The sequence below is a fragment of the Hydrogenophaga bisanensis genome (assembly GCF_042665135.1).
Classification (GTDB): Bacteria; Pseudomonadota; Gammaproteobacteria; order Burkholderiales; family Burkholderiaceae_C; genus Hydrogenophaga; species Hydrogenophaga bisanensis.
In genome coordinates, this window is the sequence record NZ_JBHTBX010000009.1 from 129,265 (window position 1) to 144,373 (window position 15,109).

20 protein-coding genes are annotated in these 15,109 nt (G+C 68.1%); 12 read left to right on the forward strand and 8 right to left on the reverse strand.

Features of this window, described 5'->3' with window-relative positions:
* On the reverse strand, window positions 1-633 hold the full coding sequence (locus tag ACFQNJ_RS14215; protein ID WP_382258705.1) for a 3'-5' exonuclease: 633 nt from the start codon (window positions 631-633) through the stop codon (window positions 1-3).
* 38 nt (window positions 634-671) lie between these two features.
* Window positions 672-1,082 (reverse strand): response regulator, encoded by a 411-nt coding sequence (locus ACFQNJ_RS14220; RefSeq protein ID WP_382258708.1) that lies wholly within the window; start codon window positions 1,080-1,082, stop codon window positions 672-674.
* A gap of 173 nt (window positions 1,083-1,255) precedes the next feature.
* Between ACFQNJ_RS14220 and ACFQNJ_RS14225 the strand changes: the two genes are divergently transcribed.
* The 3 genes from ACFQNJ_RS14225 to ACFQNJ_RS14235 are packed head-to-tail and all read left to right on the forward strand — an operon-like array spanning window position 1,256 to window position 4,520.
* Window positions 1,256-2,896, forward strand: coding sequence for a Na/Pi cotransporter family protein (locus tag ACFQNJ_RS14225; RefSeq protein WP_382258711.1), 1,641 nt, complete (start codon window positions 1,256-1,258; stop codon window positions 2,894-2,896).
* A 52-nt stretch (window positions 2,897-2,948) separates the two neighbouring features.
* Window positions 2,949-4,205: an Hsp70 family protein gene (locus ACFQNJ_RS14230; RefSeq protein WP_382258714.1), complete on the forward strand. Its 1,257-nt coding sequence runs from the start codon at window positions 2,949-2,951 to the stop codon at window positions 4,203-4,205.
* A gap of 60 nt (window positions 4,206-4,265) precedes the next feature.
* Window positions 4,266-4,520 (forward strand): DUF3297 family protein, encoded by a 255-nt coding sequence (locus tag ACFQNJ_RS14235; protein WP_382258717.1) that lies wholly within the window; start codon window positions 4,266-4,268, stop codon window positions 4,518-4,520.
* 25 nt (window positions 4,521-4,545) lie between these two features.
* On the opposite strand, the gene ACFQNJ_RS14240 is transcribed toward ACFQNJ_RS14235, so the two are convergent.
* A complete protein-coding gene (locus tag ACFQNJ_RS14240; RefSeq protein WP_382258720.1) occupies window positions 4,546-5,211 on the reverse strand; it encodes an NAD(P)H-dependent oxidoreductase in 666 nt (221 codons plus the stop codon).
* Between the two features lie 173 nt (window positions 5,212-5,384).
* Between ACFQNJ_RS14240 and ACFQNJ_RS14245 the strand changes: the two genes are divergently transcribed.
* The 3 genes from ACFQNJ_RS14245 to ACFQNJ_RS14255 all read left to right on the forward strand — a co-directional run bounded on the left by ACFQNJ_RS14245 (window position 5,385) and on the right by ACFQNJ_RS14255 (window position 7,147).
* The gene (locus tag ACFQNJ_RS14245; protein ID WP_382258723.1) at window positions 5,385-5,927 is read left to right on the forward strand and encodes an allophanate hydrolase-related protein; all 543 of its coding nucleotides are present in this window, start codon (window positions 5,385-5,387) and stop codon (window positions 5,925-5,927) included.
* A 98-nt stretch (window positions 5,928-6,025) separates the two neighbouring features.
* Window positions 6,026-6,205, forward strand: coding sequence for a glutathione S-transferase family protein (locus tag ACFQNJ_RS14250; protein ID WP_382258726.1), 180 nt, complete (start codon window positions 6,026-6,028; stop codon window positions 6,203-6,205).
* Window positions 6,206-6,271: 66 nt separating this feature from the next.
* Window positions 6,272-7,147 carry an alpha/beta fold hydrolase gene (locus ACFQNJ_RS14255; RefSeq protein WP_382258729.1) on the forward strand — a complete coding sequence of 292 codons (876 nt, stop codon included), beginning with the start codon at window positions 6,272-6,274 and terminating at the stop codon, window positions 7,145-7,147.
* A gap of 8 nt (window positions 7,148-7,155) precedes the next feature.
* Here the strand turns inward: ACFQNJ_RS14255 and ACFQNJ_RS14260 are convergent, their stop codons facing one another.
* Entirely contained in the window at window positions 7,156-7,401 is a 246-nt protein-coding gene (locus tag ACFQNJ_RS14260) for an ATP-binding protein (RefSeq protein WP_382258732.1), read from the reverse strand.
* Window positions 7,402-7,421: 20 nt separating this feature from the next.
* Between ACFQNJ_RS14260 and ACFQNJ_RS14265 the strand changes: the two genes are divergently transcribed.
* Together ACFQNJ_RS14265 and ACFQNJ_RS14270 are read left to right on the forward strand one after the other, a co-directional pair.
* Complete coding sequence (locus ACFQNJ_RS14265) at window positions 7,422-7,889, forward strand: CoA-binding protein (protein ID WP_382258735.1); 468 nt, start codon at window positions 7,422-7,424, stop codon at window positions 7,887-7,889.
* 5 nt (window positions 7,890-7,894) lie between these two features.
* On the forward strand, window positions 7,895-9,181 hold the full coding sequence (locus ACFQNJ_RS14270; protein ID WP_382258738.1) for an O-acetylhomoserine aminocarboxypropyltransferase/cysteine synthase family protein: 1,287 nt from the start codon (window positions 7,895-7,897) through the stop codon (window positions 9,179-9,181).
* Window positions 9,182-9,184: 3 nt separating this feature from the next.
* Here the strand turns inward: ACFQNJ_RS14270 and ACFQNJ_RS14275 are convergent, their stop codons facing one another.
* The 3 genes from ACFQNJ_RS14275 to ACFQNJ_RS14285 form a co-directional block, all read right to left on the reverse strand.
* Window positions 9,185-10,108: an MFS transporter gene (locus tag ACFQNJ_RS14275; RefSeq protein WP_382258741.1), complete on the reverse strand. Its 924-nt coding sequence runs from the start codon at window positions 10,106-10,108 to the stop codon at window positions 9,185-9,187.
* Entirely contained in the window at window positions 10,105-11,478 is a 1,374-nt protein-coding gene (locus tag ACFQNJ_RS14280) for an SLC13 family permease (protein WP_382258744.1), read from the reverse strand. Before ACFQNJ_RS14280 ends, ACFQNJ_RS14275 begins: the two co-directional genes overlap by 4 nt.
* Before the next feature lie 152 nt (window positions 11,479-11,630).
* Window positions 11,631-11,951, reverse strand: coding sequence for an RNA recognition motif domain-containing protein (locus ACFQNJ_RS14285; RefSeq protein ID WP_382258747.1), 321 nt, complete (start codon window positions 11,949-11,951; stop codon window positions 11,631-11,633).
* A gap of 320 nt (window positions 11,952-12,271) precedes the next feature.
* Here ACFQNJ_RS14285 and ACFQNJ_RS14290 point away from each other — a divergent pair, with 320 nt between their 5' ends.
* The 3 genes from ACFQNJ_RS14290 to ACFQNJ_RS14300 all read left to right on the forward strand — a co-directional run bounded on the left by ACFQNJ_RS14290 (window position 12,272) and on the right by ACFQNJ_RS14300 (window position 13,371).
* Window positions 12,272-12,487, forward strand: coding sequence for a heavy-metal-associated domain-containing protein (locus ACFQNJ_RS14290; RefSeq protein ID WP_382258750.1), 216 nt, complete (start codon window positions 12,272-12,274; stop codon window positions 12,485-12,487).
* 20 nt (window positions 12,488-12,507) lie between these two features.
* Window positions 12,508-12,927, forward strand: coding sequence for a PACE efflux transporter (locus ACFQNJ_RS14295; RefSeq protein WP_382258753.1), 420 nt, complete (start codon window positions 12,508-12,510; stop codon window positions 12,925-12,927).
* Window positions 12,928-13,047: 120 nt separating this feature from the next.
* Complete coding sequence (locus ACFQNJ_RS14300) at window positions 13,048-13,371, forward strand: hypothetical protein (RefSeq protein ID WP_382258755.1); 324 nt, start codon at window positions 13,048-13,050, stop codon at window positions 13,369-13,371.
* Here the strand turns inward: ACFQNJ_RS14300 and ACFQNJ_RS14305 are convergent, their stop codons facing one another.
* Entirely contained in the window at window positions 13,372-14,139 is a 768-nt protein-coding gene (locus ACFQNJ_RS14305) for an IclR family transcriptional regulator (protein WP_382258758.1), read from the reverse strand. It abuts the gene before it with no gap.
* A gap of 92 nt (window positions 14,140-14,231) precedes the next feature.
* Here ACFQNJ_RS14305 and ACFQNJ_RS14310 point away from each other — a divergent pair, with 92 nt between their 5' ends.
* The gene (locus ACFQNJ_RS14310) at window positions 14,232-15,080 is read left to right on the forward strand and encodes an SDR family oxidoreductase (RefSeq protein WP_382258761.1); all 849 of its coding nucleotides are present in this window, start codon (window positions 14,232-14,234) and stop codon (window positions 15,078-15,080) included.
* The last annotated feature ends 29 nt before the right edge of the window (window positions 15,081-15,109 follow it).

The window sequence follows — 15,109 nt, forward strand, 5'->3', positions numbered from 1 at the left end:
TCAGGCTACAACTGTCGATTCGCGGCGGGTCTGGAGAAAGCGCGGCAGCTGACGGGCCGGGCAGGCCTGCAGCTCGCGCAGAAAAGCGTGATCGGGACGGGGCACACCGTGACGCATCATCAGGTCGTGCCGGATCCGGCCCAGCAGTTCGGCTGCCATCTCCGCGTCGGCCAGGGCGCGGTGGGCCTGGCCGGTGCGCGGCAGGCCGAACCAGTCGATCAGGGAGCCGAGCTTGTGGCTTGGCGCGTCCGGGTACAGGCGGCGCGACAGCAGCACCGTGCAGGCAAAGGCCTGATCGGCCGCGCAGCCGGCCGCGGTCAGCTCTGCCTGCCAGAAGCGCCGGTCAAAGCCGGCGTTGTGCGCCACCATCGGCGTGTCACCCACGAAGCGCGCCGCGTCGGCCATGACCTGTGCGGCGGGCGGCGCAGCCGCGACCATGGCGTTGGTGATGCCGGTCAGCTGCGTGATGAAGGGCGGGATCGGCACCCCGGTGTTCATCAGGCTCTGGAAGCGGTCCACGACGCGCCCGCCTTCGGTCATGACGATTGCGACCTCGGTCGCACGATCCCCCCGGGTGGGCGATACGCCCGTGGTTTCGAAGTCGATGGCGGCGATGCGGTCGGCGTGGCTCATGTGCCGGCCATTCTAGGCCGCAGCATCGCCGGCCATGGTCAGCGCGCCAGCAGGTCGTGCAGGGCGCGGACGGTGTCGCGGCTCATGGGCTTCTCGACAAAGTGGGCCACGCTGGGGTGGCTCATGGCCGCCGACACCTCGGGCAGGTCGCCGAAGGCCGAGTGCACCGCCACCTTGGCCCGGGCCCGGCCCTGCTGCTGAAGGTCGGCGTAGGCGCGCAGAAACTCCAGGCCGTTCATGGCCGGCATCACCACGTCCAGCAGCACCAGATCCACCTCGTGTCCCCGGGTGCGCAGGTCTTCCAGGGCCTGTTCCGAGTTGAGGTAAGTGCGCACATCGCAGTCCGAGCAGGTCTTCTGCAGGATCACGGAGGCGTAGTAGAGGTCATCCTCCCGGTCATCCACGACCATGACGACATGCTTGGTTTCACGGGTCGATGGGGCTGACATGATGGGTACGGACGGGTTATTTTGATAACGGCTATGGGTATTAAATTTTACATAAATATGGCTAAAAAATCCTAAAAACAGATTACCTAGTTTGTGCATATGCACCTGATCGCCCGTGGGTGGCAGGCACGATCGGGTCGCTGCCCTCAAGGCATGTCGTCACAATGGCAGCGATGTTCGATTTCCTGATTCCGTTCGCCGGCGGCCTGGGCCTGTTTCTGGTGGGCATGATGCTCATGTCCGACGGCCTGGTGGGTTTTGCCAGCGGCGCCCTGCAACGGGGTCTGATCCGCTTCACCGGCACGCCCTTCAAGGCGATGCTCTCCGGTGGACTGATCACCATGTTGGTGCAGTCTTCCTCGGCCACCACTGTGACGCTGATCGGCTTCGTCAGTGCGGGTCTCATCGGTTTTGCCCAAGCGGTGGGGGTGCTCATCGGCGCCAGCCTGGGCAACACGGCCACCGGCTGGATCGTGGCCGGGCTGGGCCTGAAGGTGAACCTGGGTTTCTACACCCTGCCCCTGGTGGGCATCGGGGCCTTCATGAAACTGCTGGCCCGGGGGCGCTGGCAGGCGCTGGGCATGGCCATGGCCGGCTTCGGGCTGATGTTCCTGGGGCTTGACACCTTGCAGCAGGCCATGAAGCAGATTGCCGGGCTGTTCAACCTGGCGTCGCTGCCCACCGGGGGTTACGGCGCTCGGATTGCCGTGATGCTCATCGGACTGGCCATGACCGCGGTCATGCAGTCGTCCACCGCCGCCATTGCCACGACGCTGGCCGCTCTGCACGCCGGTGCCATCAACTTCGACCAGGCCGCCGCCCTGGTGGTGGGGGCGGCCATCGGCACGACCATGACCGGGGTGTTGTCGGCCATCGGGGGCACCATCCACGCCAAGCGCACCGCGCTGGCGTATGTGCTGTTCAATGCCGCTGCCGGGGTGATCGCCATCGTGCTGCTGCCCCTGTTCCACCAGGTGATCGACTGGCTGGGGGTGCACGCCGGGCTGGACGCCGGCGCCAGCAGCCTGGCGGCCTTCCACACGCTGTTCATCGCCGTCGGGGTGATCGTCTTTCTGCCTTTTGCGGGCCCGTTTGCCCGCTACGTGGAGCGCTTGCTGCCCGATGGGGCCGGCCTGGCGTCGGCGCGGCTGGACGACACGCTGCTGGCGCTGCCGGCGGTGGCGCTGGAAGCGTCCGAGCGCGCACTGGAGCAGCTGGCCGATGAAGCCCTGGCCATCTACGACGGGCGCCTGCGTGACCAGGCGTCCGACGACCTGGCCGATCGGCTGCGCCAGTTCGACCGCGAGATCAACCGCGTCTACGACTTTGTCGGCCGCATCGAGGTACCTGCCGACGATGACCGGCTGGTGGCGCCGCGCATCGCACAGCTGCACGCCATTGATCACCTGCTGCGTTTTCGTACCCGCCTGCACGACCTGCTGCAGGTCCGCACCGAGCTGTCGGGCGCCGATTTTGGCTGGGCGTTCGAGGCCAGCCAGCGCATCATCGACATGGCCAAGGCCGGGCTCAGGTCGCATGAACTGGGTTCGGTGATCGACGAGATGGAGCTGGCCGCCACCGGCCTGACCGCGCAGGCGCGCCAGATGCGGCAGGACGCCTTGCGCCACGCGCCGGCGGGCCAGCCCAATGTGGTGGAGGCCTTGCAGCGCACCGACTGTTTCCGCTGGATCGAGCGCAGCGCCCACCACATCTGGCGCATGAGCCACTACCTGGCGCAGGGCCGGGTCAGCCGGCAGAAGGGACGGTTGCCACCCATGGCGCATCCACCCCTGGATGCTGAAGGGGCCGGGTAACGGCAGGGTGGATGCTGGCAGAATCCCGGCTCCCCAGCGCATCCCTCCCCCCATGACTTCATCGCTTCGCGGCACCCTCGGCATCGATTTCGGCACCTCCAACTCGGCGGTGTCCTGGGCGCCGGACGGCGGCGCGGCCCGCCTGATTGAGCTGGAGGGCGCGGCGCAAGCCATGCCCACAGCCGTGTTCTTCAACGCCGAGGACCAGACCACCCACTTCGGGCGCGATGCGGTGGCCCAGTACCTGGCGGGCACCGAGGGGCGGCTGATGCGATCGCTCAAGAGCCTGCTGGGCAGTCCGCTGCTGATGGACAAGACCGAGGTCAACCACCGGCTGGTGAGCTTTCAGGACATCGTGGCCACCTTTCTGGCCACCCTGCGTGAACGCGCGACGCAGGCGCTGGGCATCGCGCCCACGCAGGTGGTGATGGGACGCCCGGTCCATTTTGTCGACGACGACCCGGTGCGCGATGCCCAGGCCCAGCAGTCCCTGCTGGAGGCGGCGCAGGCCGTCGGTTTCGAGCAGGTGTCGTTCCAGCTGGAGCCGATCGCCGCCGCCCTGGACTACGAACGGCGCCTGGACCGCGAAAGCGTCGTGCTGGTGGTGGACGTGGGCGGTGGTACCTCGGACTTCACGGTGGTGCGGCTGGGTCCGCAACGGCACCTGCAAGCCGATCGCAGTGGCGATGTGCTGGCCACCACGGGCGTGCACATCGGAGGCACGGATTTCGACCAGAAGATCAGCCTGGGCCAGGTGATGCCGCTGCTGGGCTACCGGCACCTGGGCCCTCAACAGCGCGAAGTGCCCAGCCGCGTCTTCATCGATCTGGCCACCTGGCACCTGATCCAGTGGCTGTACCTGCCACGGGCGCTGTCGCAGGCGCAGAACCTGCGGGTCAACTACAGCGACACCCGCCTGCACGAGCGGCTGATGGCGGTGCTGCGCGAGCGCCACGGGCACCACATCGCCCATGCGGTCGAGCAGGCCAAGATCCGCTGCTCGCAGGGTGCGACCGACGCGGTGGTGGACCTGGATTTTGTCGAGCGCGCGCTGCAGGCACCGCTGTCGCTGGACGCCATGCAGCACGACCTGGACTCGCTGCTGGCCCGCACGGTGGCCTGTGCGCGCGAGTGTGTGCAGCGCGCCGGTCTGGGCGATGGTGCCCTGGACGCGATCTATCTCACCGGGGGCTCATCGGCCCTGCGGCCCTTCCAGCAGGCGCTGCAGGCGGAGTTTCCGGGGGTCGCGCTGGTTGAAGGCGACTTGTTCGGCGGGGTGGCTTCGGGTCTGGCCTATTCGCCACGCTGAGCCGTGATCGGCCAGATGATGCGGGACAATCGCGCCCAAGCTGTTTTCTGAGCGATCGCCATGTCCGACACCACGCCCTCTACCCCCCTCGCCCTGCCCGACCGCCTGTCGGTCGATCCGCGCAGCAAGTTCTTCCAGCGCGAGATCATCGAACGCGGCATCGGCATCCGCTTCAACGGCAATGAGCGCCACGATGTCGAGGAATACTGCATCAGCGAAGGCTGGATCGCGGTGCCCTCGCCCAAGACGCTGGACCGCCGTGGCCAGCCGCTGATGATCAAGCTCAAGGGCCAGGTCGAGGCCTTCTTCCGCTGAAGGCCCCGGCCTCGGCGACCGGTCGTTACTTCACTTCGGTGACGAACTGCTCGCGCGGGCGGCGCACCTTCTTGAGGTTGACCAGCCAGTCGCCTTCGGCCGCGCGGTAGCCCAGCGGCACGATGGCGACGCTGCGCAGACCGCGCTCGCGCAGCTTCAGGATCTCGTCGAGCTTGGCGGGGTCGAAGCCTTCCATGGGCGTGGCGTCCACCTCTTCGAAGGCGGCCGCGATCAGCGCGGCACCCAGACCGATATAGGCCTGGCGCGCGGCGTGCTCGAAGTTGACCTGCGGGTCACGCACCGGGTAGTTCTTGAGCAGCATCTGGCGGTAGTTTTCCCAGCCTTCGTTGGTGAAGCCACGCTCGGTGTTCACCAGGTCGAACATGTGGTTGATGCGCTCGGCCGTGTAGTGGTCCCAGGCAGCGAACACCAGCAGGTGCGACCCGTCGGTGATCTGGGCCTGGTTCCAGGCGATGGGCTGGATCTGCTCGCGCACGGCCTTGCTGGTGATCACGATGATTTCAAACGGCTGCAGGCCGCTGGAGGTGGGCGCCAGGCGGGCGGCCTCGATGATGCGCTCGACCTTGTCCTGCGGCACGGCCTTGGACGCGTCCATCTTCTTGGTGGCGTAGCGCCACTGCATCTTGTCCAGCAGGACGGGCGGATTCTGGGGTTGCGACAGGTCGCTCATGGGTTGCTCCAAAACGGATTGTCCGCACCGTGCGGACAGGTGGAGCATCCTGACGCAGTGCGGCAAGCTGCGCTGCCGCCGGGACAATAGGGCAAAAACCGGAACGCCCATGTGCCGCGCGCTCTGCGCGCTGACGTCGGATCGGCTATACGCATTCGGCCTGAGGACCTTCAGTGCGCCAGGTCTTCCCAGCGCAGCCGGGTCGCAGCTTTTCAGCACCAACAGCAGCGCCACCGGAATCTGCGCCTCGGGGTACGCCGCCTGCAAGGCGGAGAAGGTGCCATGGTCGAAACGCGTACGGGGTCGAGGCTGGCCGCGACGCCGCCGACACGGTCAAGGTCGCGGTCTGCGGCGCGCACCTCAGCGGCCTGCCGCTCAACTGGCAGCTCACCCAGCGCGGCGCGCGCTTGCTCGGCGCGGTGCAGTCCGCGCCCAAATACAAGTTCTACGCCCTCGCCGGCGGCCCGGTCCAGCGGCCGGGCATCGTGCGCGTGGCGGAAGGCGGCGCTGCGATTGACATGGAAGTCTGGGAACTGCTCGCCGAACACTTCGGCAGCATCGTCGACGGCATCCCCGCCCCGCTGGGGATCGGCAAGGTGAAGCTGGCCGATGGGACTTGGGTGAGCGGGTTTGTGTGTGAGGCGATCGGGGTCGAGGATGGGACTGAGATCACTCAGCTGGGGAGTTGGCGGGGTTGGCTGGCGCAGAAGGGCTAAGGTTCAGCAACTGCATTAGGCGAGAAGGACCGTAATGCAGCGGGAACTGCCAGTGATGTTTGGGTTTTCCACCTAGTTCATTCGGCGAGGAAGGGCCGTTGACGAACCTGAGTAACAAGCCCTGGTTGCTGGGCGAGGCGTACACCCTGGCCGACCTGATCGTGGCGTCGGTGATCGGCTACAGCGTCTACTTGGGTGCGCCGGTGGACCAGCACCCGATCACGAACGCCTGGCTGCAGAAGGTGCAAGCCCGCCCGGCGATGCAGATCGACGCCTGACCACATCGGAACGCCCTGCCGTTTTCACTAGGTCGGACGCAGGGTCTGCAGGGTGACAATGGAGCGATGAGCACCTCCACCTCCTCCTTTCTCTCCAACGCAGACGGCACCCGGGTCGTGACCTACACCTGGTCTGACGTGTCCGGCCCGACCACCGGTGTGGTGCAGATCGCGCACGGGCTGGCTGAACACGGCGAGCGCTACGACCGCTTTGCCCGGGCGCTCAACGCGGCCGGCTTCGTGGTCCACGCGGTCGACCACCGGGGCCACGGCCGCACCGCCGACGGGCGGCTGGGCGACTTCGGCGCCGCCGGCTTTGGTGGCCTGATCGCCGATGTGGCCCAGTTCGGTGCTGCCCTGCGGGCGCAGCACGGCGGCCTGCCGGTGTTTCTGTTCGGGCACTCGATGGGCTCGTTCGCCGCGCAGGCGGCCCTGCTCGACCACTCCGCCACCTGGTCGGGCGTGGTGCTGTCCGGATCGACCGCGCTGGACGCGTTTGCTGCCGCTATGGCCAATGCGCCCGCAGACGGGCCCGCCGGGCTCGAAGCCTTCAACGCGGGCTTTGAACACCGCACGGGCTACGAGTGGCTGTCGCGCGACCCCGCCGAGGTGGACGCCTACGTGGCGAACCCCTGGTGCGGCTGGGACGTGCCGGCCGATGTGATTCCCGCCCTGTTCGCGCCCGCATCCCGGGTGGGCGATCCCGTGCTGCTGGCCGGCATCCGCCGCGACCTGCCGGTGCTGATCGCCTCAGGCGATGCCGATCCGCTGGCCGGCGGCGGCGCGCTCATCGAGCTGCTGGGCCAGCGCTACCGCAAGGCGGGTCTGGCCGACGTGACGGTCAAGCTGTACCCGGGTGGTCGCCACGAAATCCTGAACGAGACCAACCGCGACGAGGTCACCTCCGACATCGTGGCATGGCTGCGCGCGCACGCAGGGTAGGCGCCGAGTCAGCCCGGGTGGTCGCCCGGTGAGGCGGCTTGCGGGCGCCGCATCGCGATCGCATCGAACGGGCAGCGCACCGCGCACAGGGCGCAACCGGTGCAAGCGTCGGCATCGTGCAGCGTGCTTTTCTTCTGCCAGCCGGGGGCGGCCTGCAGCGACAGCACATGCGGCGGGCACACGCCCACGCACCAGCCGCAGCCGGTGCAGCGCGTCGGGTCGATGACAGGCAGGGCCTTGCGTTCGGTGGCCATGGCGCTATTGTGTCGGGACCATGCAAGACGACATTCCCACCCTGCGCCGCATCCTGGCGCGCGACCGCACCGTTGCCGTGGTTGGCCTGTCGGCCGAATGGCACCGGCCCAGCTACTTCGCTGCCAAGTACATGCAGGAGCACGGCTATCGCATCGTGCCGGTGAACCCGCGCTACCCCGAGATCCTGGGCGAGAAGAGCTACGCCCGCCTGGAGGACATTCCGTTTCCGGTCGACATGGTCGACGTGTTCCGCAAGGTCGAGGAGATTCCCGCGATTGCGAAAAGCGCGGTCGCCATCGGTGCGAAGACGCTGTGGCAGCAGCTGGGCCTCAAAAGCGAGGAGGCCGACCGCATCGCCACCGATGCCGGTCTGGACAGCATCTGGGACCGCTGCGTCAAGATCGAGCATGCCCGCCTGTTCGGTGGCCTGAACTGGGCCGGCGTCAACACCCGGGTGATTTCCGCCCACCGTCCCCGCAACCCCTGAGCGCCATGGCCGACCGCAATTTCCAGCCCGAGACCCTGGCCATCCACGCGGGCCAGATCCCCGACGCCGCCACCGGCGCGCGCGCCCTGCCCATCTACCAGACCACCAGCTTCGTGTTCGACAGCGCCGACCACGCGGCCAGCCTGTTCAACCTGCAGACCTTCGGCAACGTCTACTCGCGCCTGTCCAACCCCACGGTGGCGGCGCTGGAGGAGCGCGTCGCCGCACTGGAAAACGGCCGCGCCGCCGTGGCCACGGCCAGTGGCATGGCGGCCGAGGCCCTGGCGCTGACCACGCTGCTGCAGGCCGGCGACCACGTGGTCGCGGCCGGTGCGCTGTATGGCGGCAGCGTCACCATGCTGGCGGTGAACCTCAAGAAATTCGGCATCGAGACCACCTTTGTCGATGCGACCGACCCCGAGGCTTTCGCGGCCGCTATTCGGTCCAACACCCGCGCCCTGTACGCCGAGACGCTCGGCAACCCCAGCATGGTGGTGCTCGACATCCAGGCCATCGCCGATGTCGCCCATGCGCATGGTCTGCCGCTGGTGGTGGACAACACCGTGCCCAGCCCCTTCCTGTGCAACCCCATCCGCTTCGGCGCCGACATCGTGGTGCACAGCGCCACCAAGTACCTGGCCGGGCACGGCACCACCCTGGGTGGCGTCGTGGTCGAGGGCGGCAGGTTCGACTGGGCCAATGGCAAGTTTCCGGGGATGACCGAACCCTCGCCCGGCTACCACGGCGTGAAGTTCTTCGAGACCTTTGGTGACTTTGCCTTCACCATGCGCTGCCGCATGGAAGGCCTGCGCGTGTTCGGTGCGTCTCTGGCGCCCACCAGCGCCTGGCAGATCCTGCAGGGGGTGGAGACCTTGCCGCTGCGCATGGAGCGGCACTGCGCCAACGCGCTGGCGGTGGCGCAATACCTGCAGAACGACCCGCGCGTGGGTTGGGTCAGCTACCCTGGCCTGGCCAGCCACCCGCAGCATGACCTGATGAAGCGGCAGATGCGCGGTGCCTCGGGCCTGCTGGCGTTCGGGGTGAAGGGTGGCATGGCCGCCGGCGTGAAGTTCATCGAGAGCGCCCAGTTCATGAGCCACCTGGTCAACATCGGCGACACACGCACCCTCATCAGCCACCCCGCCAGCACCACGCACCGCCAGCTCGATGAGGCTCAGCAACTGGCCGCCGGCGTGCCGCCCGACATGGTGCGCATCTCGGTGGGCCTGGAGCACATCGACGACATCCTCTGGGACATCGACCAGGCGCTTGATCGCGCGGTGGCGACCTGAGCTTCAGCGGGGCAGGTGGGCTGCCATGGCCTGCAGCATCAGAAGCGCGAGCACACCCAGGCCGGCGGTCAGCCACAGTGCACCGCTGGCCCATTGCGTGACCGCCAGACCGAACAGCACCGGGGCCGCGGCCTGCGCGATGCGCGCCGGTGCCATCAGCCATCCCTGCCGCTGTCCGTAACCCGCCGCACCGAAGACCACCAGCGGCAACGTGCCTTTGGCGATCGTCAGGATGCCGTTGCCTGTGCCATGCAGGCCCGCAAACAGCCAGGCCGCCGCCGGACCGAAAGCCATGAAGCCCACCACCCCCAGCGGGTGGGTGGCCGCCGCTAGCCGGGCCGACAGCAAGGGATGGACATGGCGCAGGAAACCGAACTCCAGCAAGCGCCCGGCCACCTGGGCCGGCCCCACCAGCATGGCCACGCCCAGAGCGGCCGCCTGGCTCAGGCCCTGCGCCTGCAGCAGGGTGGGCAGGTGGGCCGCCATGGCGGTGCTGGTGAACCAGGTGATGGCAAACACCGTGGCCATGGCCATGCCCATCCAGCGGGGCACCTGGCGTGGGGCGGCGCTGACCTCCCGCAACTGAGGGCGCTGGTCAGCCTCTTCAGCTGCGGTCTCCACCGCGGCCCAGCGCTGCCATTCGGACTGCACCAGTCCCAGGCTGGCCAGGCCCAGTGCAAACAGGACGTTGGTGGCCAGCAGCACCGTGCGGCCGCCCAGTTCATCGATGGCGCGCCCGGCGCGCGGACCCACCAGCGCCGAGATCACCAGCGCCAGCGTGAAGGCACCGAACACACTGGTGACCGGCAACCCCAGTTCGGCCGACAGGGGTGCCGCCAGCAGCGCCGGCAGGTAATAGGACGAGGCCCAGGCCAGGGTCTGGGTGGTGCCCAGCCGGGCCACGACAGCCCGCTGGCTTGGTGTCACTGCCCAATCCCCAGCACCAGCAGCGCCGCCACCACCAGCACCGCCACGCACATCCCGTCCAGCGCCAGCCCGGCGCGGATCATGCTGCGCTGGGGCACCAGCCCGGTGCCGAAGACCAGCGCATTGGGCGGTGTGGCCACCGGCAGCGCGAAGCCGCACGACGCGGCCAGCGCCACCAGCACGATGAGCACCTCGGGCGGCAAGCCCATGGGGGCCGCCACGGCCGCAAACACCGGCACCAGCAGCGCGGCGGCCGCGGTGTTGCTGGCAAACTCGCTCAGCAGCACCATGAACACGGCCACCGCCAGCAGCGTCCACCACAGGCTGGCGCCCTGCAGCGTGCCCGCCATCAACTGCCCCAGCACCAGCGCCGCGCCGGACAAGCCCAGCACCTCGCCCAGCGCCAGCCCGCCGCCAAACAGGATCAGCACGCCCCAGTCGGTGTGCCGCATCATGTCCTGCCAGCGCGCCAGTTGCAGCACCACCAGCGCCACCAGCGCGGCCAGCGCCACAAAGGTGTCCGGGCTCTGGATGCCCAGGGTCTTCAACGGGGCGGCACCCAGCGTCCAGCCCGCCGCCGTCAGCGCAAACACCGCCAGCGTCAGCACGCGCTCGCGCGTCCAGGGCACAGGCTCCAGGTCGATGTCGATGCGTCGGTCCAGGTGCGGGCGCAGCACCAGCCACAGGGTCAGCAACATCAGCGGCATCAGCAGCGCCACCATCGGCAGTCCGATCCACAGCCACTGCGCAAAGTCGATGCCCGCGGCGCGCGCGGCGATCGCGTTGGGCGGAGATCCCACCAGCGTGCCCATGCCCCCCAGGCTGGCCGCATAGGCCACGCCCAGCAGCACGAACACGCGCGTACGGTGGTCGCTGTCCCCAGTCAGCGGCGCCAGGATGCCCAGGGCCAGCGGCAGCATCATCGCGGCCGTGGCCGTGTTGCTGATGCCCATGGACAGCAAGGCCGTCACGCCCAGCAGCAGCATCACCGCCCGCCCCAGGTGCCCGCCCGACAGGCGCAGCAGCGCCACCGCCAGCATGCGGTCCAGCCGCTGCACCCGCAGGGCCGTGGCCAGCGCAAAGCCGCCCAGAAACAGGAACACGATCGGGTCGGCAAAGGGCGCCAGCGCCCGTGTGGTGTTCAGGCCCTCAAAGCCCAGCAGCAGCGCACCCAGCGGCACCAGCAGTGAGGTCACCGGCAGCGGCAGCGCCTCGGTCAGCCACAGCAGGCCGATGAACACCAGCAGCGCCAGCCCCTTGCGTGCATTCAGGTCCAATGGCAACCACAGCAAGCAGGCCGCCGCGGCTGACAGGGCCAGCAGCATCAGCCAGGCTCGGCGGGATGGGGGGTAAGAGGCGTCGTTATCCATGGGGACCAGGAGGGGGCGCTCTTCCATTATCGACAGCACGCAGCCGGTACCCCTCAGCCGCCCGGCCATGAAAAAACCCCGCCGTTTCGGGCGGGGTTTCTGGCTGGCTGGCGTCAGCCCGTCAAGGGCCGTTGCCGGAGGTCAGCGGGTGCTCAGTAGGACGAGCGGCGCTCGCCGCGGTAGCCACCACCGTTGCCAGCACCGTAGCTGCCGCCCGAGCTTTCCTTGGGACGCGAGACGTTGACCACGATCGAGCGGCCACCGACGGACATGCCGTTCAGACCACGGATGGCGGCTTCAGCCTGCTCGGCGGTGCCCATTTCGACAAAGCCGAAACCCTTGGAACGGCCGCTGTCGCGGTCCATCATGACCTTGGCGGACGTCACGTCGCCAAACTCGGAAAAATTGTGCTGCAGGGCGCCATCATCGATGGAATAAGGCAGGTTGCCCACGTACAGTTTGGTGTTGCTCATGTCAGAGCCTTTCAGAACAGAGAGAGAGATGTGCCAGCCGGCGCCAGACAAGGCGATCGCGACAGCACAGAGAGAGGCTGTGGCAGCGCCGCCGGTCAAAGACCACAGGCATTGCCTCAGAAAGCTGGTAGGGAAAGAAAAAACGTGGTGTCCTTAGCTCAGCAGGACAACGCGCACGGCATCGGCCGCAGCGGACCGGGGCCAGGGGCGCCACCGGTTTGGTGAGGTGCAGGATCCAGAGACCCGCCTCGCCATGGGTGCATCATATGACAGATAAAAATAAAAGTACAGACAAATATTTTCGAAAGTTAGAAAACACCATGCCCGAGACCATCTTTCACCTCCCCGGCCTGCGCACGCAAGACGATGCCGACGCCGTCATGTTCGAGCTGCAAGACCTGCCCTGCGTCAGCCAGGCCGACGTCAACCTGGCCGAACAGACCGCCTGGGTCAACCACACGGGCATGATCTCGCCCGAGGACATCGCCGCCGCGCTGGCCGAGGCGGGCTACGAAGCGCACATCAACCACCCCTGACACGACCCCTGACATCACCCATGCAAGGCATCCGCCGCAAGATCGTTTACGTCACCCTCTACGAACTCATCGCCATCGCCGCTTCCACCGCCGGTCTGGCGCTGCTCTCCAGCAGCAGCGTCGGCCATGCCAGCGTGGCCGCCGTGGCGGCATCGGCCATCGCGGTGGCGTGGAACCTCATCTTCAACACCCTGTTCGAGCGCTGGGAAGCCCGCCAGGCCGTGCGTGGCCGCAATTTCTGGCGCCGTGCTGCCCACGCCATCGGCTTCGAGGGCGGGCTGGTCGTTACGCTGGTGCCGCTCTTCGCCTGGTGGCTGGAGATCAGCCTCTGGCAGGCCTTCGTGCTGGATCTGGGCCTGATCGTCTTCTTCCTGATCTACACCTTCGTCTTCAACCTGGCTTTCGACAAGGTGTTCGGCCTGCCCGCCTCGGCGCAGTGACACAGCTCTGCCAGCCACACCCGCCGCTCGTCGCCCTCTAGACTGATCTGTCGACTACAGCGCTTGACAGCCCGCGCCAAGCTGCACAGACTGTGCTGCACTGCAACATAAAGCCATGCCATGAACAGCCGCTGGGATCTGCTGGAAGACCTGCTTGCCGACCTTCACCACGCCCGCCGGCGCGGTGACCTGGGCCGGCTGGCCTTTCTGGCCTACTGCGACGTGCGCCGCTGGGCGCGCGAAGCCGGCCGTCCCGTCCTGGCCGAACAGGCCACCCGCCTCATCACCGACAGCCCGCACCACAGCCGCGAGGACTTCCTGTCGCAGATCGACCAGCTCATCCACAGCCTGGAAGCCCTGCAGCCCCCCGCAGCACCCGCCGTTGCGCCCGCGCCGACTGGCAACTGCTCCCCCGGCCACAGCGCCGGCCCGGTGCCGGCCTGATCAGCCCACCCCCCAGGTGCGCGCCAATGCCTGCGCGGCCGCCTGCAGGCGTGGAAGTCGCTCAATCGCCTGTGCCAGGCTCATGCGGGCCACGGGCGCCTGCAAGGCCACCGCACAGCGCGGAATGCCGCCATGTTGTGCCGGCACCGGCACGGCCACACAGACCAGCCCCTCCACGAATTCCTCGGCATCCACCGAATAGCCGTCCTTGCGGATGCGCCGGAACTCGGCCTCCAGGGCCTCGCGGCTGCTGAGGGTGGTGGCGGTATGGCTCGCCAGCGGAAGACCCTCGAGCAGCGCATTTCGCTGGGCGGCGGGCAGGTGTGCCAGCAGCAGCTTGCCGCTGGCAGAACAGTGGATGGGCACCCGTGTGCCCGGCCGCAGGTTGAACTGCAGCGGAAACGCCGACTCGATCCGGTCCAGGTACACCACCTCGGCACCCGACAGCGCCGTCAGGTTGCAGCTCTCGCCCACATCGGCCACCAGCTGACGCAGCACCGCGTGCCGCACGCCCTGCTGCGTGCTGCCCGCCAGCGCCGACTCCGACAGGCGCAGCAGGCGTGGCGCCACCGCATAGCGCCGTCCGTCAGGCTCACGGGCCAGCAGCTCGCCCGCTTCGAGTTGGCCCAGCAGTCGGTGCACCGTCGGCTTGGGCCAGCCGCTGGCGGCCACCGCTTCGGCCAGGGTCAGCGGCCGGCCTTCGCGCACCAGCACCTCCAGCAGATCGAACAGGCGCAGCCCGGGGCTGGCAGCAGACGTTGGGTTCATGAATCTCTGAATCCGAGACGATTTCACAAAATATTCCGGAATATTCTGCTGCCCTTCTACAGTGCCACACAAGCACTTTGTTTGCGCCTGTCATGAATCCATCCGCGCTGCCCTTTCGCCATGCCGTCGTCACCGGTGCCTGTGGAGGCCTGGGCCAGGCCCTGGCGCGCGAGCTGCTGGCCGCCGGCGCCCATGTCACGCTGGTGGGCCTGAACCGCGATGCCTTGCAGACCCTGGCCGACCTGGCCCCCGGTCGCACCGCCATCCACACCGTCGATGTGTCCGACAGCATCGCCATGCAGGCCATGGCCGCGCAGGCCATCGAAGTCGCAGGCCTGCCCGCTCTGGTGGTGGCCAACGCCGGCGTCGCCGGTGGCATGGACACGGCCGATGCCGGCGATCTGGCCGTCATGCGCCGCATGCTCGAGATCAACCTGCTCGGCCCGGCCGTCACCTTCCAGCCCTTCGTCAAGGCCGCGCGCCAGACCCCCGGTGCCCGCTGCGCACTGGTGGGCGTGGCCAGCATCGCCGGCTGGCGCGGCATGCCCGGCAACGGTGCCTACTGCGCCAGCAAGGGCGGCCTGATCCGTTACCTGGAAAGCCTGCGCGCCGAGTGCCGTGGCACCGGCCTCAGCGTGCACACCGTCAGCCCGGGCTACCTGCGCACGCCCCTGACAGCCGGCAACCGCTTTGCCATGCCCGGCCTCATGGAGGCCGATGTCGCCGCCCGGGCCCTGCTGCAGGGCGTGGCGCACGGGCGTGAACACATCGTGCTGCCGCGCCACATCGGTTGGCTCTCGCGCCTGCTGGCCTGCCTGCCCGCACGCTGGCACGACCGCCTCCTGCTGCGCCAGCCACGCAAGCCCCGCCCGGGTGAAGCGGGCAGCACCCCCATTCCGGGTCTGACCAGCGGCCAGCCACCTCCGCCACCAGCCACCTGAACCCGGCGCCCATCGATTCCCCAATCACA

Excerpts from the sequence above, each read along its gene's own strand:
- ACFQNJ_RS14230 (WP_382258714.1), top strand. The coding sequence starts at position 2,949 with ATGACTTCATCGCTTCGCGGCACCCTCGGCATCGATTTCGGCACCTCC.
- ACFQNJ_RS14280 (WP_382258744.1), bottom strand. The coding sequence starts at position 11,478 with ATGGATAACGACGCCTCTTACCCCCCATCCCGCCGAGCCTGGCTGATG.
- ACFQNJ_RS14235 (WP_382258717.1), top strand. The coding sequence starts at position 4,266 with ATGTCCGACACCACGCCCTCTACCCCCCTCGCCCTGCCCGACCGCCTG.
- ACFQNJ_RS14270 (WP_382258738.1), top strand. The coding sequence starts at position 7,895 with ATGGCCGACCGCAATTTCCAGCCCGAGACCCTGGCCATCCACGCGGGC.
- ACFQNJ_RS14220 (WP_382258708.1), bottom strand. The coding sequence starts at position 1,082 with ATGTCAGCCCCATCGACCCGTGAAACCAAGCATGTCGTCATGGTCGTG.
- ACFQNJ_RS14285 (WP_382258747.1), bottom strand. The coding sequence starts at position 11,951 with ATGAGCAACACCAAACTGTACGTGGGCAACCTGCCTTATTCCATCGAT.
- ACFQNJ_RS14260 (WP_382258732.1), bottom strand. The coding sequence starts at position 7,401 with ATGGCCACCGAACGCAAGGCCCTGCCTGTCATCGACCCGACGCGCTGC.
- ACFQNJ_RS14295 (WP_382258753.1), top strand. The coding sequence starts at position 12,508 with ATGCAAGGCATCCGCCGCAAGATCGTTTACGTCACCCTCTACGAACTC.
- ACFQNJ_RS14265 (WP_382258735.1), top strand. The coding sequence starts at position 7,422 with ATGCAAGACGACATTCCCACCCTGCGCCGCATCCTGGCGCGCGACCGC.
- ACFQNJ_RS14225 (WP_382258711.1), top strand. The coding sequence starts at position 1,256 with ATGTTCGATTTCCTGATTCCGTTCGCCGGCGGCCTGGGCCTGTTTCTG.
- ACFQNJ_RS14305 (WP_382258758.1), bottom strand. The coding sequence starts at position 14,139 with ATGAACCCAACGTCTGCTGCCAGCCCCGGGCTGCGCCTGTTCGATCTG.
- ACFQNJ_RS14310 (WP_382258761.1), top strand. The coding sequence starts at position 14,232 with ATGAATCCATCCGCGCTGCCCTTTCGCCATGCCGTCGTCACCGGTGCC.
- ACFQNJ_RS14290 (WP_382258750.1), top strand. The coding sequence starts at position 12,272 with ATGCCCGAGACCATCTTTCACCTCCCCGGCCTGCGCACGCAAGACGAT.
- ACFQNJ_RS14255 (WP_382258729.1), top strand. The coding sequence starts at position 6,272 with ATGAGCACCTCCACCTCCTCCTTTCTCTCCAACGCAGACGGCACCCGG.
- ACFQNJ_RS14240 (WP_382258720.1), bottom strand. The coding sequence starts at position 5,211 with ATGAGCGACCTGTCGCAACCCCAGAATCCGCCCGTCCTGCTGGACAAG.
- ACFQNJ_RS14215 (WP_382258705.1), bottom strand. The coding sequence starts at position 633 with ATGAGCCACGCCGACCGCATCGCCGCCATCGACTTCGAAACCACGGGC.
- ACFQNJ_RS14300 (WP_382258755.1), top strand. The coding sequence starts at position 13,048 with ATGAACAGCCGCTGGGATCTGCTGGAAGACCTGCTTGCCGACCTTCAC.